General features: G+C 64.3%; 21 protein-coding genes. 8 read left to right on the top strand and 13 right to left on the bottom strand.

Features of this window, described 5'->3' with window-relative positions:
* Nucleotides 1–8: 8 nt before the first annotated feature.
* From ptsP to AC1DLO_RS10110, 8 genes are all read right to left on the bottom strand, one after another.
* On the bottom strand, nt 9–1721 hold the full coding sequence (gene ptsP, locus AC1DLO_RS10145) for a phosphoenolpyruvate--protein phosphotransferase (RefSeq protein ID WP_476889647.1): 1713 nt from the start codon (nt 1719–1721) through the stop codon (nt 9–11).
* Nucleotides 1722–1884: 163 nt separating this feature from the next.
* A complete protein-coding gene (locus tag AC1DLO_RS10140) occupies nt 1885–2532 on the bottom strand; it encodes a BglG family transcription antiterminator (protein WP_476914471.1) in 648 nt (215 codons plus the stop codon).
* Nucleotides 2533–2592: 60 nt separating this feature from the next.
* Complete coding sequence (locus tag AC1DLO_RS10135) at nt 2593–4011, bottom strand: glycoside hydrolase family 1 protein (protein ID WP_476889645.1); 1419 nt, start codon at nt 4009–4011, stop codon at nt 2593–2595.
* Nucleotides 4012–4038: 27 nt separating this feature from the next.
* A complete protein-coding gene (locus AC1DLO_RS10130) occupies nt 4039–5982 on the bottom strand; it encodes a beta-glucoside-specific PTS transporter subunit IIABC (RefSeq protein WP_476889644.1) in 1944 nt (647 codons plus the stop codon).
* 339 nt (nt 5983–6321) lie between these two features.
* Nucleotides 6322–6498 carry a hypothetical protein gene (locus AC1DLO_RS10125; RefSeq protein ID WP_476889643.1) on the bottom strand — a complete coding sequence of 59 codons (177 nt, stop codon included), beginning with the start codon at nt 6496–6498 and terminating at the stop codon, nt 6322–6324.
* A complete protein-coding gene (locus tag AC1DLO_RS10120; RefSeq protein WP_476889642.1) occupies nt 6495–6929 on the bottom strand; it encodes a cupin domain-containing protein in 435 nt (144 codons plus the stop codon). Before AC1DLO_RS10120 ends, AC1DLO_RS10125 begins: the two co-directional genes overlap by 4 nt.
* A 22-nt stretch (nt 6930–6951) precedes the next feature.
* Nucleotides 6952–7938 (bottom strand): aldo/keto reductase, encoded by a 987-nt coding sequence (locus AC1DLO_RS10115; protein WP_476889641.1) that lies wholly within the window; start codon nt 7936–7938, stop codon nt 6952–6954.
* 2 nt (nt 7939–7940) lie between these two features.
* The gene (locus tag AC1DLO_RS10110) at nt 7941–8837 is read right to left on the bottom strand and encodes a helix-turn-helix transcriptional regulator (protein ID WP_476889640.1); all 897 of its coding nucleotides are present in this window, start codon (nt 8835–8837) and stop codon (nt 7941–7943) included.
* 129 nt (nt 8838–8966) lie between these two features.
* On the opposite strand from AC1DLO_RS10110, the gene AC1DLO_RS10105 reads away from it, so the two are divergent.
* Nucleotides 8967–9305 carry a carboxymuconolactone decarboxylase family protein gene (locus tag AC1DLO_RS10105; RefSeq protein ID WP_476889639.1) on the top strand — a complete coding sequence of 113 codons (339 nt, stop codon included), beginning with the start codon at nt 8967–8969 and terminating at the stop codon, nt 9303–9305.
* 156 nt (nt 9306–9461) lie between these two features.
* Entirely contained in the window at nt 9462–10331 is an 870-nt protein-coding gene (locus AC1DLO_RS10100) for an MBL fold metallo-hydrolase (RefSeq protein WP_476889638.1), read from the top strand.
* Between the two features lie 379 nt (nt 10332–10710).
* Here AC1DLO_RS10100 and AC1DLO_RS10095 read toward each other — a convergent pair whose 3' ends face one another.
* Genes AC1DLO_RS10095 through AC1DLO_RS10085 form a run of 3 tightly spaced genes read right to left on the bottom strand, consistent with a single transcriptional unit; the run spans nt 10711 to nt 13177 of the window.
* Nucleotides 10711–11580, bottom strand: coding sequence for a TrmH family RNA methyltransferase (locus AC1DLO_RS10095; RefSeq protein WP_476889637.1), 870 nt, complete (start codon nt 11578–11580; stop codon nt 10711–10713).
* A 6-nt stretch (nt 11581–11586) separates the two neighbouring features.
* Complete coding sequence (locus AC1DLO_RS10090; RefSeq protein WP_476889636.1) at nt 11587–12372, bottom strand: sulfite exporter TauE/SafE family protein; 786 nt, start codon at nt 12370–12372, stop codon at nt 11587–11589.
* Nucleotides 12373–12391: 19 nt separating this feature from the next.
* A complete protein-coding gene (locus tag AC1DLO_RS10085; protein ID WP_184735276.1) occupies nt 12392–13177 on the bottom strand; it encodes an ABC transporter ATP-binding protein in 786 nt (261 codons plus the stop codon).
* A 125-nt stretch (nt 13178–13302) separates the two neighbouring features.
* On the opposite strand from AC1DLO_RS10085, the gene serB reads away from it, so the two are divergent.
* On the top strand, nt 13303–14196 hold the full coding sequence (gene serB / locus AC1DLO_RS10080; RefSeq protein WP_476889635.1) for a phosphoserine phosphatase SerB: 894 nt from the start codon (nt 13303–13305) through the stop codon (nt 14194–14196).
* A gap of 90 nt (nt 14197–14286) precedes the next feature.
* On the opposite strand, the gene AC1DLO_RS10075 is transcribed toward serB, so the two are convergent.
* Together AC1DLO_RS10075 and AC1DLO_RS10070 are read right to left on the bottom strand one after the other, a co-directional pair.
* On the bottom strand, nt 14287–15036 hold the full coding sequence (locus tag AC1DLO_RS10075) for an SDR family oxidoreductase (RefSeq protein WP_476889634.1): 750 nt from the start codon (nt 15034–15036) through the stop codon (nt 14287–14289).
* 170 nt (nt 15037–15206) lie between these two features.
* On the bottom strand, nt 15207–15932 hold the full coding sequence (locus tag AC1DLO_RS10070; RefSeq protein ID WP_476889633.1) for a beta-ketoacyl-ACP reductase: 726 nt from the start codon (nt 15930–15932) through the stop codon (nt 15207–15209).
* 153 nt (nt 15933–16085) lie between these two features.
* On the opposite strand from AC1DLO_RS10070, the gene AC1DLO_RS10065 reads away from it, so the two are divergent.
* The 5 genes from AC1DLO_RS10065 to AC1DLO_RS10045 all read left to right on the top strand — a co-directional run bounded on the left by AC1DLO_RS10065 (nt 16086) and on the right by AC1DLO_RS10045 (nt 18726).
* On the top strand, nt 16086–16598 hold the full coding sequence (locus AC1DLO_RS10065; protein WP_476889632.1) for a DUF3099 domain-containing protein: 513 nt from the start codon (nt 16086–16088) through the stop codon (nt 16596–16598).
* Nucleotides 16595–16873 carry a hypothetical protein gene (locus AC1DLO_RS10060; RefSeq protein ID WP_476889631.1) on the top strand — a complete coding sequence of 93 codons (279 nt, stop codon included), beginning with the start codon at nt 16595–16597 and terminating at the stop codon, nt 16871–16873. Before AC1DLO_RS10065 ends, AC1DLO_RS10060 begins: the two co-directional genes overlap by 4 nt.
* The gene (locus tag AC1DLO_RS10055; RefSeq protein WP_184735288.1) at nt 16874–17728 is read left to right on the top strand and encodes an SURF1 family cytochrome oxidase biogenesis protein; all 855 of its coding nucleotides are present in this window, start codon (nt 16874–16876) and stop codon (nt 17726–17728) included.
* Entirely contained in the window at nt 17712–18197 is a 486-nt protein-coding gene (locus AC1DLO_RS10050) for a YbaK/EbsC family protein (RefSeq protein ID WP_476889630.1), read from the top strand. Before AC1DLO_RS10055 ends, AC1DLO_RS10050 begins: the two co-directional genes overlap by 17 nt.
* An 85-nt stretch (nt 18198–18282) precedes the next feature.
* Complete coding sequence (locus AC1DLO_RS10045) at nt 18283–18726, top strand: SRPBCC domain-containing protein (RefSeq protein ID WP_184735292.1); 444 nt, start codon at nt 18283–18285, stop codon at nt 18724–18726.

Below are 18726 nucleotides of genomic sequence, written 5' to 3'. Positions count from 1 at the left end.
CCCAAGAGTCAGAGGCCCAGCTCGGCCAGGATCGGTAGGCGGGCCCGGACGGCTTCCCGGCCTTCCGCGGCAGTAGCGGCATTCACGGCCAGCTCTGCGTACTCCTGTGCCTCGGCCAGGGTAACGGTTTTCAGCACGGTGCCCACGGCGGCCAGGGAACGGGCCGTCATGGACAGCGTGTTCACGCCCAGACCGGTCAGGACGACGGCGAGTGCCGGGTCCGCCGCGGACTCACCACAGACGCCCACGGCCTTGTCCCCGGCCGCCTTCGCGCCTTCCACGGTCAGCTGCACCAGGCGTAGCACGGCCGGCTGCCAGGGGTCATTGAGACCGGCCAGGGGGCCGAGCATCCGGTCCGCGGCCATCGCGTACTGGGTGAGGTCGTTGGTGCCCAGCGAGGCGAAGCCGACCTCCTGGAGCACGCTGCCGGCGGTCAGCGCCGCAGAGGGCACCTCCACCATGACACCGGGGGTCTTCAGGCCCGCCGCGGCGCAGAGCGAGGCGAAATGCGCGGCCTCCGGCTGGGTGGCGATCATCGGGGCCATGACCCAGACCTCGGCCTCGGTGTCCGCAACCGCCTCCGCGATCGCGGAGAGCTGCCGCTCCAGCACCCCCGGGGTGGTCCAGTCGGTGCGGTAGCCGCGCACGCCCAGGGCGGGGTTCGGCTCGGTGGAATCGGTCAGGAACGGCAGCGGCTTGTCCGCTCCCGCGTCGAGCGTGCGGACCACCACCTTCTTTCCCGGGAACGCGGCGAACACGGCCCGGTAGGCCGCGGCCTGCTCGGCGACGGTCGGTTCGGTGTCCCTCTCCAGGAAGCAGAACTCGGTGCGGAACAGGCCCACACCCTGGGCACCGAGTCCGGCGGCGGCCACCGCGTCCTTGGCCCCGCCCACATTGGCCAGCAGCGGCACCTGGTGACCGTCCGCCGTCGTGCCGGTTCCATCGAAAGTGGCCAGCGTGGCGGCGCTCGCCGCCCACTTGGCGGCGGCCTCGCGCTCCGCGTCACCGGGTTCCGCGACGACGACGCCGGCCGCGCCGTCGACGTACACCTCGGCACCTTCCGGGATCTCGTCGATGCCCGCTGCCGCGACCACGGCGGGCAGGCCGAGGGAGCGCGCGATGATGGCCGTGTGGGACTGGGGGCCGCCGCCGGAAGTGGCCAGGGCCAGGACGACGGAGGTGTCCAGGGTGGCGGTGTCCGCGGGGGCCAGGTCCTCGGCCACGAGGATGAACGGGGTGGCGGAGCTGGGGATGCCCGGCGCGGGAACGCCGCGCAGATGAGCCACCAGGCGGGCGCGGACGTCCAGGACGTCCGTGGCGCGCTCGGCCATGTACCCGCCCAGGGCCTTGAACTGCGCGGCGACGCCCTCGGCGGCCTCCCAGACGGCCCGTTCCACGCCGGTCCCGGCGTTGATGAGCTTGCCGGCAGCCTTCAGGAGCATGGTGTCCTTGGCCATCAGGGCGGTGGCTTCCAGGACTGCCTTGCCGTCCTCGCTGGCGCGCGTGGCCCGCTCCTTGAGTTCGTCATGCACGGCCAGGGCCGCGGCCTTCAGACCCGCGATGGCCTCCGCCGGGTCAGCCCCGGCCGCCAGGGCCTCCCCGGCGCGGGGCTCCGTGAGTGGCTCTGGCATGTGTCGGACGGTGGCGATAACACGGCCCGGATTGACTCCGACCCCCTGGAGCCTTGTGGTTCCTGCTACTTTCAGCGCTATAGCTTCCATCGAAGTTCTCTTTCGTCTGTTCGGTTCAACAGTGCCCCGCGTGCATCAGTGGTGCCGGTTGGTTGAGGGAAGATTGTGACGGTGTCGCCCACCGTGTCATGACTGTCGCTCCGTGGGCATGCCCTCGGCCGCCGAACGCCGCGGGGCACGACGCGTCTGGGCTTTAGCGGTACTCACTCACGTCCGCTACCAGGCGTGACACGTGCAACGCCAGGTATGCCACCTCGTCCCGGGTGGGGCTGGTGTCCAGTCCCATTTCCAGGAGGTACTGGATCTTGGCGGCGCACACCACGGCCTCCGGGTGGCTCTGAATGATCGCGTCCACCAGCACGGAGGACTTCTCGGAGATCTGTTTGCCCGAGGCGACTCGGCTGAACAGGTATCTCAAATGGGTGACGAAGCGTGCCGCGTTCATGGACTGCTGGTCCACGGTGAACCCGAAAGTCTTATCCACCAGCGCGAATGTCTGCGCGATGACACCGGTCATCTGCATGGCCTTCTCCATGCCGGGCGTAGCGAACTGAGCGTTCACGAAGTGCATGGCCAGGGCCACCGCTTCGTCGTCATGCAGCCTCACCCCCAGGGACGCCTCCACCAGGCCCAGCCCCTCGCGTCCGGTGGCCAGCTCTTTCGGGTACAGCTGGGAGACCTCCCAGGCCAGCGGGAACTGGGCAGGGATCCCCTCCTGCAGACGCTCGATGGCGAAGCTGAGGTGATCCGCGAGCGGCACCACCAAGGCTTGGCTGACCCGCAGGTCGAGCCGCTTCTGCGCCAGCGCCGCGACCTCGCCGGCTGCGTTCAGGCAGTCCAAGGGGATGTCATCCAGGAAGCGGGCAAGCCCACCACCGGTGCCCGCAGAGCGGGCCTGTCCTCAGGGGGACAGCGAGTCCCCGCCGGAGGCGATGACGCGCTGGTACCAGAAGAAGCTGTCCTTCCTCACTCGGGCCAGGCCCTTCAGGTCATCCTCCGTGCGGTCCACATAGATGAACCCATACCGCTTGGAGATCCCCTGATGCGTGGACACCAGGTCGATCGCCGTCCACGGGCAATAGCCGAACACGTCCACGCCGTCGCTGATGGCCAGGCGGATCTGTTCCAGGTGCAGCTTCAGGAACTCGATCCTGTAGTCGTCCCGGACCCGCCCGTCCACCAGCTCGTCAAAGGCACCCAGACCGTTCTCGGTGATGATGAGCGGCAGCTGATAGCGATCCCAGAGGCGGCGCATGGTGGTGCGGAACCCCACCGGGTCGATCTCCCAGCCGAAGGGGTTGACGGGCAGATGCTCGTTCTTCACCGCGCGGTAGAGGCCCACCTCTCCGCGCACGATCTGCTGGTCCCCACCCCGCACCTGGATGTCCGAGGAGTCCCCGCGGGACGCACCGACCGTCTGAGTCGAGTAGTAGTTGAACGCGAGGAAGTCCGGCTTGGCCGCAGCCAGTAGCTCCAGATCACCGTTCAGGATCTCCGGTTCCCAGCCCTTGGCGCAGAGGTAGGCCCAGGCCAGATTGTGGTAACTGCCCCGGACGGACAGATCCACATAGAGCAGGTTGCGGATGGCGTCCCAGTCATCTGCCGCGATGATGTCTTCCGGGGCGCAGGTGGCCGGGTAGACGGAGACGATGTTCGGGGCCGGCCCGATCTTCGCCTCCGGCAGGAGCTCGTGGCAGAGCAACATGGCCCGGGCCTGGGCCAGGAACATGTGGTGGTTCTGCTGGTACAGCTCACGCCCCTCCACCTGGCCGCTGCGGCCGGTGGTCCCGATGGCACGTCCGTGCAGGATCATCATGTTCTGCTCGTTGATGGTGAGCCAGTACTTCACCTTGGAGCCGTACTCCTGAAACAGGACCCGGGCGTAACGATCGAAGGCATCGATGGTGGCCCGCTCCGACCAGCCGCCCTTCGCGTCCAGCGCCGCGGGGAGGTCGAAGTGGTACATGGTCACGACGGGCTCGATGCCCTTGGCCAGGAGCTCGTCAATCACCCGATGGTAATGCGCGACGCCGGCCGGGTTCACCTCGCCGTCGCCGTCCGGGATGATCCGGGTCCACGCGATGGAGAAACGGTAGGCGTTCAGTCCCAGTTCGGCGAAGAGTTCCACGTCTCCGGCGTAGCGGTGGTAGTGGTCAGCGGCCACGGTGAAGTCCGTGACGCCGTCCGGCCGGTGCATGTGGATGTCGATCACGGACGGGCCTTTGCCGTCGGCGTCCCAGCCGCCCTCCACCTGATAGGCGGAGGTGGAGGCTCCCCAGAGGAAGTCCCCGGGGAACGAGGTGGGCTGCTCGTGCTGCATTCTGCGGTTCCTTTCGTGGCTTCTTGGTCAGCGTCCGACGACGGCGATCGCCGCGCCTGCCCCCACGGGGCCGCCCTCAAGCTGCTCCACAGGGGCGTTCTTGGGTCCGTTGGTCACGACAACCAGCACGGTGGCCGGGTGACCGGCGGCGCGGATAGCATCCAGATCGGCTGTGACGAGCGGCTGCCCTGCCTCCACACGGGTGCCGCGTTCCAGTGCGCCGTGGAAACCCTCACCCTTCATGGTGACCGTGTCGATGCCCACGTGCACCAGTACGTCCACGCCGTCGTCGGTCTTGATGCCGAAAGCGTGGCCGGTCTTCATGGCCACAGCTACCGTGCCGCTCACCGGGGAGACGATGACGCTCTCGGACGGTTCCACGGCGATGCCCGGGCCCATGGCTCCGGAGGCGAAGACCGGGTCGCTGACGTCGGCCAACGGAACAACTGTGCCGGCGCAGGGCGCTGCCAATTCGATGGTTTCGGTCCTCACCAGAGTTGCTGTGCCACCGGCGACGGCGGCGGTCTCAGTGGCAGCAGAGCGACGGCGGGACGGGGCCGCGTCGTCGTCCGCTGCCGAGGCCGTTTCGACGGCGGGCTTTTCGAACTTGAACGAGAGGGCAAAGGTCAGCACGGCGGAGACGAGGGCGGAGATGACCAGGGCGATGATGATGTTGATCATGTTCACTAGCGTGTTGTCACCGATGTAGAGCAGAACGGCGGGCAGGCCGGAGGAGCCGGTGGCAAAGCGGTGCGTCTGGGTCAATCCCGCGTACAGGCCGCCCGCGCCACCGCCGATCATGGCGGCGATGAGCGGGTAGCGCTTGGGCAGGGCGATACCGTAGAGAATCGGTTCGGTGATACCCATGAGCCCGGTGATACCGCCTGCGGTAGCAATCTGACGCGTCTTCTTGTCCTTGGTTCGGAAAGCGACGACCAGGGACGCAGCACCCATGGCGATATTGGAGACCAGGGCACCGGGGCCGAAGATGCTTTCCTTGCCGGTCTGGGCCAGCTGAACGACACCGAGCGGGGCGATGCCGTTGTGCAGGCCGAACATGACCATGACCGGAAGTGTCGCACCGACCAACAAGGCCGGTGCCCAGGCGGCGTTGGTGCTGAGGAAGGTGAAGAACGAGCCCAGGTAGCCGCTGAGGATGCTGCCAATGGGTCCGAGGACGCCGAGGGCCAGAGTGCCCATGATGAGGAAGGTCAGCATGGGGACGAACACCAGGTTTACGGACTTCGGGATTACCCGGGTCAAACTGCGCTCCACGTAGTACTGGGCGAAGATGACCAGGATGATCGGGATGACCGCGCCCGAGTAGTTCACCAGCGGGAAGGGTAGGATCTCGAAGAAGCTGACCGGCTCTTTCTTTGTCACCAGGGCGACCCAGTTGGGGTGCAGCATCATGGCGGCGACCGCGGCGGCCAGGATGGGGCTGATTTTCAGCTTCTGTGCCGCGCTGAACGCCAGGAGCACGGGCAGGAAGTAGAATACCGCATCTGCGAAGAGATTCACCAGCGCGTAGGTCTGGGATCCGGTGTTCACCACCTTCAGGACAACCAGCAGGGCAAGGAGGGCCTTGACCATACCAGCGCCGGACAGGGCCGGGATGAGGGGCTGGAAGACGCTGGAGACGAACTCGATGACCGCGGATCCGATGTTCTTGCGCTTGTCCTTGGCTTCGCCGTCGGCGTCCTTGGCGTTCGCAGACAGATCGCCGAGCTCGCGCTCCAGTTCGTCGAACACGTCCTTGACGTGCATGCCGACCACCACTTGGAAGACCCCGCCCTTGGAGAGGGTTTTTGCGATGCCTTCAGTGGCATTCAGCTCGTCCAGCGCGACGGCGGATTCATCCTTGAGGGCGAAACGAAGCCGGGTCTGGCAGTGGTAGGCCTCGGTGATGTTGGCTTTGCCGCCAACCAGCCGCACGATGTCTGCGGCTAAGGGAGCGTATTGCTTGCTCATGATTTCCTCGCGTTCTCAGATCCGCCCTTCATTGGGCGGAGGTGTGAGGCAACACGGCTTGAGCTGTTTCAGATAATCCTGGTTCAGGGCACAAAAAAGACCCAAGCCGGTTGACCGATGAAGGTCGCAGAGCTTGAGCCTTGCCTCGCCCGAAGCGAGTTACATACCCAGGTCTCGAAAGAACCAGAAACCATCATGTCAGGTGATATGAGTCACGTCAAGCCGTCCAGATCGCTGGGCGATCAGGATACGTACCGGCGTCACCGATCGGGTGTCCCTCATGACCCACAGTGCAGCGGGCGCAAGGCGTGGTGATCGGCTCGAACTTGCTTGGCTCCGTCACCTCAAGTGGCGTTCCTCGAGCTGCTGCGGGGTCCACGCGGTCATGCAAACCATCTCCACCGCGGCACGGACCGCGGCAGCTGCCTTGTCGTCGTCGATGAACCAGGTGCCCAGGCCGAGCTTGGGAATCTCGACCCCGTTGGCCAGGTTGTAGCTCTCGTTTAGGATGCTCATGCCTTCTCTCCGTTCTTCTGTAGTTCTCCGTATACTTCGTCGGTGACGGGCTCGAGCCATTCGTTGCTGACGTTCTCGCCCGGGGTGATGAAGGCGAGGTGGGAGAACCACGAGTCGACCTTCGCGCCGTGCCAGTGTTTCGTCCCGGCCGGGACGTGGATCACCGTTCCCGGCTCCAGGCTGACGGGGTCCTGGCCCTCGGCCTGGTACCAGCCGCTGCCCGCCGTGCAGAGCAGGATCTGGTCACCGCCGCCAGCGGTGCCGTGGTGGATGTGCCAGTTGTTGCGGCATCCCGGCTCGAAGGAGACGTTGCTGACGGGAACATCCCCGCCGGCGAGCGGGGCCAGGTAGCTCTGGCCGATGAAGTACTGCGCGAAGGCGTCGTTGGGAGCTCCGAGCGGGAAGATCTGCTTGAAGTTGTTGTCAGTCATTCTGCTTTTCCTTTTGTCGTGATCAGTGGTTGACGTACGCCATGTGCTCGGCGTTGTAGCGGTCGCCGCGTACTCCGATGCGCTGGGCGAGGCTGTCGAGGTCGGAGCGCTCGTCCGCGGAGAGGGCGAGCTGGGTGGCCGTTGCATTCTCTCGGATGCGCTCGATACGTCGAGTGCCGGGAATCGGTACGATCCACGGCTGCTGCGCCAGCAACCAGGCCAAGGCGATCTGGCTCGGCGTCGAGCCCTTTGACTCGGCCAGGCTCTTGACGTGGTCAACGAGCTTCTGGTTCGCGGCGAGATTCTCAGCCTCGAACCGCGGAACACGCCGACGGATGTCGCCCTCGGTGAACGCTGTGGATGCGTCGACGGTGCCAGTGAGGAAGCCCTTGCCGAGCGGGCTGAACGGTACGAAGCCAATGCCGAGCTCCGCCAGGGTCGGCAGCACCTCCGCCTCGGGATCCCGTGTCCAGAGCGAGTACTCACTCTGGACCGCGGTGACCGGGTGCACGGCATGAGCGCGGCGGACTGTGGCGGCGGAGGCCTCGGAGAGGCCGAAGTGCTTGACCTTGCCCTCGGCGATGAGCTCGCCGACAGCACCGGCGACGTCTTCGATGGGCACGTGGGGGTCGACGCGGTGTTGGTAGAACAGGTCGATCACGTCCGTGCGCAGCCGTTTTAGCGACGCGTCGGCGACGCGGCGGATCTGCTCGGGCCGGCTGTCCAAGCCGACCATCCTGCCGTCCCGAATGTCCCAGCCGAACTTGGTGGCAATCACGACCCGATCGCGGATCGGCTCAAGCGCCTCACCGACGAGCTCCTCGTTTGCGTACGGCCCGTAGACCTCTGCCGTGTCGAAAAACGTCACGCCCTCGTCGACGGCCGAGCGCAGCACAGAGATCATCTCGTCGCGATCGCCGGGATTGGGTCCGTAGCTCTGGGACATACCCATTGCGCCGAGCCCGATCGCGGAGACCTCGAGGCCCTGGCCAAGTGTTCTGATGTGCATGATCAGTCCTTCGTAGTAGTGGGGTCATCGAGCAGGTGGCGCGACAGCGACGCGGTCACAGTGGCGGCGAGGCTCGCCAACAGCTGGAGCCGTTGCTCGCTCGGCGAACCGGACTCGGCGGTGTAGATGAGGAACGAAAGCCCCGGCTCGGCGGTCAGCTCCAAACCCTCATACGTCAGGGTGAGGTCGCCGACCTCGTGATGGTGAAAATCCTTTGTACCCGAGCCGTGGCGGCGGACGTTGTGCGTACCCCACCGCATACGGAACGCATCGCTGCAGGTGGAGAGTTCACCGACCAGGTCATGCAACTGCTTGTCACGAGGATCATGACCGGCCTCCGTGCGCAAGATCGCCACGGTGACGTCTGCGGCCGCCTCCCAGTCCGGGTAGAAGGACTTGGCGCGCTCGTCGAGGAAGCAGTACCGGGCGAGGTTCCCCTGCCCGGGTCCGTCGAAGACTTCATCGTAGAATGCGCGGCCCAGGGCATTGGCCGCCAAGATGTCCATCCGCCCGTTGCGTACGAATGCCGGGCCGTTCACGATGACGTCCAGCGCACGGGTCAGGCTATCCCGGGCCACCCACGTCTTCGGCTTGCGCCGGCGCACGGGCTGCGCGCCCCCGTTTGCCGCTCGCGCGAGATCAAAAAGGTGCTCGCGCTCGGCATCGTCGAGCTGCAGAGCTCGTGCAACCGACTCCAGCACAGAGTCTGACACTCCTATGAGGTTCCCCCGCTCGATCTTGGCGTAATACTCCGGGCTCACGTCCGCGAGCATCGCGACCTCGCCCCGCCTCAAGCCCGCCACGCGACGGTGCCCCGAGACCGCCAGTCCAGCCTGCTCGGGGCTGAGATTCGCCCGACGGGACATGAGGAACTCCCGTGCTTCGTCTCTGGTATCCATGCAGACAACGTTATTTCGGCGACCGCTTCGGAGGGAGTCCCCACTGGTACACCCTTCACTGGAGACTCCCTCCCCTGCCGCCTTTGCGATGGACTGGACTCGTTAAATCAACGACGAAGGAGTAAGACCATGAGCGCCAAAGAGCGGAACACTGGCTGGAGCGGTGGGAAGAACGCCTTCGGCGACTTCGCGCCCGGAATGGTCCACTACACCGACAAAGTCCTCTTCGACGAGGTCTGGGAACGTACGGACCTGCACAAGCGCGATCGCAGCCTGATCACCGTCGCGGCGCTGACCGCCCTGGGCAAGATGGACCAGCTGAAATTCCACCTCGGCTTCGCCCGCCAGAACGGAGTCACCGCGGACGAGCTGAAGGAGGCCCTCCTGCACTTGGCGTTCTACTCCGGTTGGCCCAACGGTATGGGCGCGATGAGTGTATTGAAGGGCATCATCGAGGAAGAGAGCTGAGCGTTTACAGCTTCTTTGTACGACCAGACTGGACCCGTTGAGTGGCGATCTGGGCGGACAGGCCCGCAGACGCGCGCCTGATGACAAACCGACAGGTGCCCGTTCCGACTCGATCGGAGAAGAACCTGCTGCACCCCAGAATTGTCCCAAGGAGACATGATGAATGATCCGCACACACCAATACGGCGCAGCCCCCGTGGGCAGGCCATGGCCCCGCCAATGATGCCGATTCGGGCCGAGGCCTTCGACGACCCACACGCCACCGTCCTGCACTGGCTCGGCATGGCGGGATTTCTGATCAACTCCCGAGGGACCTTGCTGGCCGTCGACCCACTGCTCCAGGACTTCGACATGCCCGTGCTCATCGACTTCCCGCTCCAGGCAGTAGACGTCCCCCGACTCGACGGGATACTGGTCACTCACGCGGACAATGATCACTTCAGCGTGCCGACATGTACGGCCCTGAAAGAAGTCACGCAACGGTTCCACTCAACCCGTTTCGTCTCCGAGCTGATGCAGGAACTGGGCATGTCCGCCGACGGCCACGGCGTCGGCGATGCCTTCTCCGTTGGTGGGGTCCGGGTCACGGTCACACCTGCCGACCACGCCTGGCAGAATGCCGCTCCCCAGCCCGGGCAGCGGACCTTCCGAGATGAGGACTCCTGCGGCTTCTGGATCGAGACCCTCGACGGCGCGATCTGGGCACCAGGGGATTCACGGCTGATCCGCGAACACCACCTGACCATGCCGCCACCCGACGCGCTGTTGTTCGACTTCTCCGACAGCGAGTGGCACTTCACCTTCGACGGCGCGGTCGAGATGGCCAATGCCTACCCGGACACGGACCTTCTCCTGCACCACTGGGGCTCGGTGGACTCCCCCGATTTCCCCCCGTTCAACGCCGACCCAGACACACTCCGGGACGCCGTGGTCAACCCCAAGCGCATCCGTGTACTCGCACCGGGCGAGCCTTTCCGGCTTGGCGGGGCGCCCGCCCGGACACGACGCAATCAGCGGTTGACGTAATCGAGGTGGGCGGCCGTGACGGTTGCCGCTGCCATTTCTGTGCTCGTCAGCGGATTCAGGATCCAGGCCTCATTCCGACGATCGCCAGCCTCGTTGAAGCCTGGCGCAACCGGCAACCACTGCCCAGCCCATGGAGCGGTAGTTCGCGCAAGGCGAAGTCTCAGGGGGCGCGCATCCAGATCCGTGAATGTGAACATTGGTGGTCACAAACTATTGGCCGCAGATGGGTAATGGAAATGGCTTTGAACTGCAGAAATGCGCGAAATCGGTCGATTTTGACCCATATCGACCTATGCACATTACTAACCAGATACCGCGGCCAGATGAGTCCAACCGCCGGGACGTTCTGGCTCGGGTCGAATCAGACATTCGCGCCACGCTATCTCGTCGCATAGAACGCAACCGCTGACGAGGCGGCGACGTTGAGGGAGTCGACGCCGTTCATCATCGGAATCGTCACGCGCGCATCGAGCAATTGCTCGGTCTCAGGCCTCAGCCCATCACCTTCGGTACCGAAGACCAACACCAGATTTTGATGATCCTGATCCACCAGCTCATCAAGAGTGATGGCTCCCTCCCCCAGAGACATGCCCGCTACAAAGTAGCCCGCCTCTTTCAGCTGTTCGATACTGGCCGGCCACGGGTCGATCCTCGTCCACGGAACCTGGAAAACGGTGCCCATACTGACTCTGATCGAGCGCCGGTACAACGGATCGGCACACTGCGGCGTCACCAGCACAGCATCGACACCAATCGCCGCCGCTGACCTAAAAATGGCACCAACGTTCGTATGGTCCGTCAGATTCTCCAAGACCGCGATCCTCGACCGATGCGGTTTTTTGGAACACCTCACATTCGTGTGGTCGACGACGCCCTCCAATACCGCCACGCGGTGGGCGCCGGCCAGGAGTTCTTCGAGGGGCATCGGAGCCGGGCGATGCATGGCTGCCATGGCGCCGCGGTGCAAGTGGAATCCCGTGATTTCCTCAAGCAGGGAAGCCTTGCCGATGTAGACCGGGACTTCCGGAAACTGTTGGAATATGTCGTCGAGATCTTTCAACCACTTATCCGCGAGGAAGAAGGAACGTGGCTTGTGTCCGGCCGCGAGGGCCCGTCGAAGCACCCGCGACGACTCGGCAATGTACATGCCCTCCGCGGGCTCGCGGAGCCTGCGGAGATGAACGTCCGTCAGTTGTGTGTAGTCGGCAACCCGCGGGTCGTCAGCGGTTTCGAGATAGTGGAAAGTCACAGGGTCCTATTTCAGCAGGTTGGCGATCATGAAGCCGAGCGCCACGATGCCAAGCGCGAAGATCACGATGCGCAGCGCGAGGGGCTTCAGGCGTCGTCCCACTTTGGAGCCCACGAGGCCGCCGATCAAGGAACTGACCGCAATGACTGCCACGACCGGCCATTCGATCCGGCCAAAGGCAAACAGGAGGTAGGAGCATGCTGCTACCACGTTGACGGCCAACACCAGGATGTTCTTCATCGCGTTGGCGTTCTGGATGGTGCCCGTCATGAAAACACCCAGAATGCCGACCAGCAGGATTCCTTGGGCAGCCACGAAGTAGCCACCGTAGATTCCGGCCAGGAACACCAGGACCACGAGGATCACGGTGTGCCGCTTGTCGTGGATGGCATGCTCCGGGTTGCCAGCCCGGTCCTGGACCCACCGCTGGAGTTTGGGTTGGAAGAGCACCATAAGCAGCGCGACGACGATCAAGATGGGAGCGGCGTAGTAGAAAACCTTCTCTGGGAGGTGAAGCAACAGCCAGGCACCCGTGATGCCGCCAAGAAGCGACGCAGGCAGGAGCCGCAGAAGTTGCCGGCCCCTGCCCCTGAGCTCATGCCTGTAGCCCCAGGACCCGGTGACGTTGCCCGCCACAAGCCCCATGGCGTTGCTGATGGTTGCGGTGACGGGCGCGTAGCCCAGGGCGATGAGGACCGGGAACGTCACCAGCGTGCCCGAGCCGACCACGCTGTTGATGGTTCCGGCCCAGAGCCCCGCGAAAAAGATCAGGATGCCGCTAAGGATCTCCACTGTTTCTCGGTGCCCGGGCCTAGCGGCGGGCGGTGGCCGTGTAGCGGCCCGAGTTCTCGGTTACGTCCAGCGGCAGGCCGAAGGTGTTGCTGAGGTGCTCTGCGGTCAAGACTTCTTCGATGGGGCCCGCGGCGACCACTCCGCCGTCGCGAAGCAGCATGGCGTGGGTGAATCCCGGAGGAACCTCTTCCAAGTGATGCGTCACGAGAACCATTGCGGGGGCGTCTTCATCGAGGGCGAGTTCGCCGAGTTTGTGGACGAGCTCTTCGCGTCCGCCAAGGTCCAGGCCGGCGGCAGGCTCGTCGAGCAGAAGAAGCTCAGGATCGGTCATGAGGGCCCGGGCGATTTGCACGCGCTTACGTTCGCCCTCGGAAAGCGAGGCGAACGGACGGTTCAGGAGCGGTCCCATGCCCCATTCGTTGAGGAGGCCAAAGGCGCGGCGCTCGTCGTCGCGCTCGTATCCCTCGCGCCAGCGGCCGGTCACCCCATAGGCGGCAGTGACCACAACGTTGAGTACGTTTTCATGTTCCGGGATCTGGGTGGCGAGTGCCGCGGAGGAAAGGCCAATGCGCGGGCGGAGCTCAAAGACGTCCACCCGGCCCAGCGTCTCGTCAAGGATCCCCGCTTTTCCGCTGGTGGGATGCATCCGCGCGGCGGCTATCTGCAGCAGAGTGGTCTTGCCGGCACCGTTGGGGCCGAGGATGACCCAGCGTTCGCCTTCATTGACCTGCCAGTCAACCTTGTCCAGCAGGGTCTTGGTACCTCGGACAACGCTGACGGAAGCCAATTCAAGAACATCACTCATAGGAGTAGACACTAGGACAAAAATGGGGGCGATAGATAACCGAAACTTCGGTCGCACTGTTTGCGCGCCGCACTGGAAGAAACAGGAATTCGGGTGGGGGTTCTGCGCTGGCTAAGATTGCAGCCATGAGTTCGAACTTGACCGCGGTCAGCTATGGCGTGAATTTGTCCCCTTCGGAGCTTGAGCACCTGCGCAAGGTGCTGTCGGGTTCCGGGGCTTCCTTCACGTCCGAGTCACGTTCGGGGGACGATCGCTTTGGGGTCTACACCCTCGGCCTGGCCGTTGACGGGGCAACTGCCGCCGACTTGTCCGGCCTCCGGCGCCGGATCGCCGACGCCGCGGCTCCCGGCATGGACACTGCGATCGTCGCCGATGCCCTGCGCGACGCTTCACGCAAGTTCCTGATCATGGATGTCGACTCCACGCTGATCCAGCAGGAAGTCATCGAACTGCTTGCTGCACACGCCGGCAAGCGCGAGGAAGTAACAGCCGTTACCGAGGCCGCAATGCGAGGCGAACTGGACTTCGCGCAGAGCCTCCACGCCCGCGTGGCAGTGCTCGCAGGCCTGCCGGCCGCCGTCGTCGACGCCGTCCGTGCCGAGGTGCGCCTGAGCGAGGGTGCGGCGGAACTCGTTGCTGCTTTCAAAGCCGCGGGCCACGCGGTGGCGGTGGTGTCAGGTGGCTTCAACCAGATCCTGAAGCCGATCGCGGAGGAACTTGGGCTGGACTACTGGATCGCAAATGAACTCGAAATCGTTGATGGCGTCCTCACGGGCAAGGTGCTCGGCGACGTCATCGACCGCGCAGCCAAGGAGAAATACCTCCGCGAGTGGGCAGCTGCCGAGGGGATCGATCTGGAGCACACCATCGCCGTGGGCGACGGCGCGAACGACCTCGACATGTTGGAGGCAGCTGGGATCGGCGTCGCGTTCAACGCCAAGCCTGCCGTTCGGGCGGTAGCCGATGCCGCCATCAACATGCCATATCTGGACGCGGTCCGGCATATCGCCGGCGTCTAGCTGGAATTCACGCAACTCAGAAGCAACACTGAAGTGGCCCGGGACTGAGCAATTCAGCCAGTCCCGGGCCGCTTCTTCATGCGGAAAAGGCTAGGCGCTCTTGCCGAAGTAGTCGGCGCCGCCCACGTATTCGGTGTGGCCGCTCTCGACGTCGGCAGTCACCATCTTGGCAACCTCGGCGGCGAATTCCTCCACGGAGTACAGCTTGCCGGCCTCGGCGCGGCGGGCCTCAATGGCGCCCGGGTTGGAGCGGTCCAGCAAAGTGGCCGTGACGGTGCCCTCGATCATGTCGCCGGAAACCACCACGAGGGAGATGCCTTTCTCGGCGAGGTTCGGGAGAAGTCCGCGCAACGCGTCCTCACCGGCGCGCTTGCTACGGGCGACCGGTTCGTACTCGGGCATTGTGGGCACGGTCTCGACGAAATGTGCCTGATGGCTCGTGACGAAGACCACGCGGGAACCTTCCGGCATCAGCGGAATTGCCGCGTTGAGCATGTTGATCTGGGCATCGCGGTTCAACTTGAGGGCGTAGTCCTCTTCCATGCCGGATTCCATGCCACCGGAGGCGTTGAGCACCAAGATGTTCAGCGAACCGAATTCCTCCATGGCGGCGCTGGCCAGAGACTGGACGCCTTCCTGCGTGGTCAGGTCCGCCCCAACGGCGACAGCACGGCCGCCGGCCGCTTGGATATCGCCCACTACCTTGTTGGCCCGCGGGGCCTTCTGCCGGTAGTTGACGACGACCGCAGCGCCCTCGCCGGCCAGGATCTTGGCTACTTCAGCGCCGATGCCGCGTGAAGAACCGGTGACGATTGCCGTCTTGTTGTCCAGCAGTCCCATTCGTGCTCCTTTATTTAAAACGTCCAACTTGTTCAAAACATCCAAGTTCTCATAGTCCCGAGTCAATCATGCCAGCGGGCTTCATCGTTCCATCTGTGGATTCCCCACAAAGAACGGATGGGCGATTTTTTCGGTTTCGCCCACGCGCCTCGCTCCGCGAAGGGAAGCGCCTAGTGGCCCATCCCCAGGCCGCCATCGACCGGGATGACAGCACCGGAAATGTAAGCAGCCTCGTCACTTGCAAGCCACCGGACCACGTTGGCCACCTCGGACGCTTCGGCGAAGCGTCCGGCCGGAACACTGGCCAAGTACGCCTTCTGGGTATCTTCGGGAAGCTCGGCGGTCATGTCAGTGTTGATGAAGCCGGGGGCCACCACGTTTGCCGTGATGCCGCGACTGCCAAGTTCGCGGGTCAGGGAACGGGCGATGCCCACCATGCCCGCCTTCGAAGCCGAGTAGTTGATCTGGCCCGGGGCGCCGTAAAGACCCGAGACGGAGGAGATCAACACAACGCGTCCCTTGCGAAGGCGGATCATGCCTTTGGAAGCCCGTTTGATGACGCGGAAGGCACCAGTCAGGTTGGTGTCGATGACCGAGGTGAAGTCGTCTTCGCTCATGCGCAAGAGAAGCGTGTCCTTGGTGATCCCGGCGTTGGCCACCAAGACTTCAACCGGACCGTGGGCAGCCTCAACTTCCTTGAATGCCGCGTCAAGTGAAGCCTCGTCCGTCACATCGGCTTTGACGCCAAGGATCCCTTCGGGAAGGGGCGTTTCACTGCGGTATGTCACCGCAACCTTGTCGCCGTTGGCCAGGAATGACTCTGCGATAGCTAGGCCGATGCCGCGGTTTCCGCCCGTGATGAGGACACTGCGGGCGGTTGATACTGCTTCAGACATGCTGTTCTCCAGAGTTCCGCGGCAGCACGGTGCCGCTTGAAAAAGGGTGATTTCCTGGATCGATCTTAGCCGCCGGCAGCCGGTAGCCGCGGGTTGTTGCCCTCGGCGCGGTTTGGGTGGCCCGTTCCTTGGTGAGAGAATTGAGAGAAGCCGTTGGAGCGTGATGAATCAGCCGTGACAAGAGATAGCAGTCCCCTGCAGCAGGCGCCCGGGGACCCGGACGCCGTTTCAGGTGACCCCGTAGTGCACAGCATTACCGATGCCGCTGCCGCCCATTCGGACGACATGCGCGAACGAATGATCAAGTATGCCGTGGCCATGGGCATCCGCATGGTATGCATCATCCTCATTTTCGTAGTTGACGGCTGGTTCAAGATCATCGCCGTAGCGGGAGCCGTGTTCCTGCCTTGGATTGCCGTGGTGATCGCCAATGGCAGCGACAAAGCCGAAGTCCACAGCGATGCCTTGCTGGACTACGTCCCGGCAATCGAGCTGGAAGCGTCGGCTGAAGAAGGCCCGGAGCCCGCGGCGCCCGTGACGGTCCTGGAGGGCGAACTCATCGACGACGACGCCGCGCACCGGGACTCCCACCCGGAAACTGAAGACATCGCAGGCGGCGCCAAGCTCAAATACCCGCACAGCGGGGAAGAACAGGCGGCATCATGAACATCTTCTCAATGAGCGGCCTTGCCCTGGAGAATGAGCAGCAAGCTGGTCATCGCGAGTCACCCGCGGCTGTGTGCTCGCGCAAGGCCTGCCGCGCAGAGGCCACGTGGCAGCTCTTGTGGAACAACCCACGGATCCATACCCCCGATCGCCGCAAGGTATGGCTTTCCTGCCAGGAACACCGGGAATGGCTCGAGGACTACCTGCAGACCCGCGGCCTGTGGAAAGAGACAATACCTTTCGCGAAGACCACAGACCCAGGCGAGGTCCGCTGAATGTACCGCTTTCTTTTTTCCAGCAAGTGGCTGGGCTACTTCGTCCTGGCCGTGATCTTCGCGGCGGGCTGCGTTTTCCTGGGCCGCTGGCAAATGGACCGCCGGGCCGAAACGCTGGCGGAGATCAACCGTGTCGTCAGTAACTATTCGGCCACTCCCCTTCCGTTCTCCGCCGCCAAGGCGGAGTTCCAGGCGTTGGACCCGGAGCGGGAATGGACACAGGTGGAACTGCGCGGAAGCTATGACGTGGCCGGCCAACGCGTCGTCCGTAACCGCCCCCTCAACGGCCAGCCCGGATACGAGGTAGTGGTCCCCTTCCGCTTGACGAGCGGCGAAGCCGTGGTGGTTGACCGCGGGTGGCTCCCCATCGGAAACAAGACTCCCGGTCACCCTGACAGCATCCCGGCCCCGCCGGCCGGCGAGGTCACCGTCGTCGCGCGATTGAAGGCCTCGGAACAGAAACTGGACCGCGGCGCCGTCGACGGCCAACTCGCGTCCATCGACCTGCCCTCCTACGCCGTAGAACTCGGCTACCCCATCATGACCGGGGCGTATGGACAGCTGGCCACGGAATCGCCTGCTGTCCAGCCGATGCCCGCACCGTTCCCCAAGCCCGCCACGGACGAAGGCACCCACCTGTCCTATTCCTTGCAGTGGTTTGCCTTCGGCGTGCTGATGTTCGTCGGGTTCGGCTATGCGGCGAGGCAGCAGGCCCGCAATGCCCGGATTGATGCCGAGGACGAGGACGAAGAAATCAGTGCGACGCCTCGTCGCAAGGCTCCCGCGCCGCGGAAGTCAAAGCGGCCGACGGCCGAAGAAGAGGAAGACGCAATCCTGGATGCGCAAGGCTACTGAGGTGGTCCCGGCCCCCGTCCTGAACGTGAAGTCGGCGCTGACTGCGGCAGGCGCCCTGGACACGGTGCTCACTTTTGACGATGACGTCCCGACGGCGATCGCCGCAGCTTCCCTCTTGGGCTGCGACGTCGCAGCGATAGCCAACAGCCTGGTCTTCGAGCTCGACGGCGCACCCCTGCTGATTCTCGCGAGCGGAGCCGCGAAGGTGGACACGGCCCTGGTGGCAGCGGCTTTGGGCGCCGCCAGGATCCGCCGGGCCACCCCGGACTTCGTCCTGGAACACACGGGCCAGGCCGTGGGAGGCGTGGCTCCCGTTGGCCACCCACAGCCCATACGCACCATCCTCGACATATCCCTCCAGGAGCATCCGCTTCTTTGGGCAGGCGCGGGCGACCATCACTCGATGTTCTCCATCAGCTACAGCGAACTGCAACGGATTACGGCCGCACAGCCCTTGCGGGTCCGCTAAGCGGCAGGTCCGCTGAGCGGCAGGTCCTGAGCTACAGGTCCGCCGGGCGGTTGATCCGACGCCGTCCGGGGCTAGGCTGGTGAGCATGGCTGAATACACCTACGTCACGTACATCGAAGGAACCCCGGACCGGATTTGGACGGCGCTGACGGATGCCGCTCAGACCGCCGAGTACTGGGGCCACGCCAATGTCTCGGACTGGAAAGCAGGTTCACGCTGGGAGCACCAGCGCACAGATGGCTCCGGGACGGCCGACGTCGTGGGAACCATCCTGGAAGCAACGCCGCCGATGCGCCTCGTCAACACGTGGGAGGATCCCACTGTCCCAGAGGTGGTGAAGCCCGACGTGGTCACCTTCACCATCGAGTCACACGACGGCATTGCCAGGCTCACCGTCCACCACAGGAACATCGCCGACGAGGAGCAGCTAGCCATTGCAAGCCGAGGCTGGTCGGCCGTCCTCTCCAACCTGAAAAGCTACATCGAACTGGGCCGGCCCCTTGCCTCTGTGCCGTGGGAAATGCCCTAA

This window comes from Arthrobacter sp. 01T419 (genome assembly GCF_056398865.1).
This window is presented reverse-complemented; position numbering and strand designations above follow the sequence as displayed.